Raw genomic sequence first — 887 nt, 5'->3', positions numbered from 1 at the left:
GCCGGCAGGCCAGAGGGGGGCGCGAAGGATCGCTGCCTATACCTTGCAGGCACTCAGCTCTTGTTGCGGATCTGCGTCAGCGTGCGGGTCGGAGTGATCGCTTCGGGATCGAGCTTGATCTCGACGATCGCCGGCTTGCCGCTGGCCAGCGCGCGTTCGAAGGCCGGCGCGAAGTCGGCGGTCTTTTCCACCGTCTCGCCATGGCCGCCATAGGCGCGGGCGAGCGCCGCGAAATTCGGGTTCTTGAGTTCGGTGGCGACGACGCGGCTCGGATATTCCCGCTCCTGATGCATGCGGATCGTGCCGTAAATGCCGTTGTTGACGACGATGACGATGATCGGAAGGTCGTACTGAACAGCGGTCGCGAACTCCTGGCCGTTCATCAGGAAGCAGCCGTCGCCGGCGAAGGCTATCACGGTGCGATCCGGGAACAGTGACTTGGCGGCGACGGCCGCGGGCGTGCCGTAGCCCATCGAGCCGGAAGTAGGCGCCGCCTGCGTGCCGAAGCGGCGGGTGCGGTAGAAGCGATGCACCCAGGTGGCGTAGTTGCCGGCGCCGTTGGTGAGGATGGCGTCTTCCGGCAGGACCTTTCCAAGATGCTCAATAATCGGGCCCATCTGCACGGCGCCTGGGCCGGTCTGAGGGGGCGTCGACCATTCGAGATACGCGGCATGCGCCTTTTCCACCTCGGCCGCCCAGGAAGGACTAGCGGCGGGCTTGCATTTGGCGAAGGCCTCGACGAAAGCGGCGGGCGAGGCATTGATCGCAATCGTCGGCCGGTAGACGCGGCCGAGCTCGCCGGCGTCGGCATGGACATGCACCAGCGCCTGGTCGGGGTAGGGGCTTTTCAACAGCGTGTAGTCGGAAGACGGCATCTCGCCCAGGCG

At 66.0% G+C, this 887-nt stretch carries 1 protein-coding gene; it reads right to left on the bottom strand.

The features are described from left to right. Positions 1–53: 53 nt before the first annotated feature. Positions 54–887 (bottom strand): thiamine pyrophosphate-dependent enzyme (locus EOA27_RS38325; protein ID WP_245491382.1); only part of this gene is annotated, 834 nt, incomplete at its 5' end.

Origin of the sequence: Mesorhizobium sp. M2A.F.Ca.ET.037.01.1.1, from assembly GCF_003998075.1 — a bacterium.
Classification (GTDB): Bacteria; Pseudomonadota; Alphaproteobacteria; order Rhizobiales; family Rhizobiaceae; genus Mesorhizobium.
Note: the sequence above shows the minus strand (reverse complement) of the source record. Positions and strands in the feature narration are given on the sequence as shown.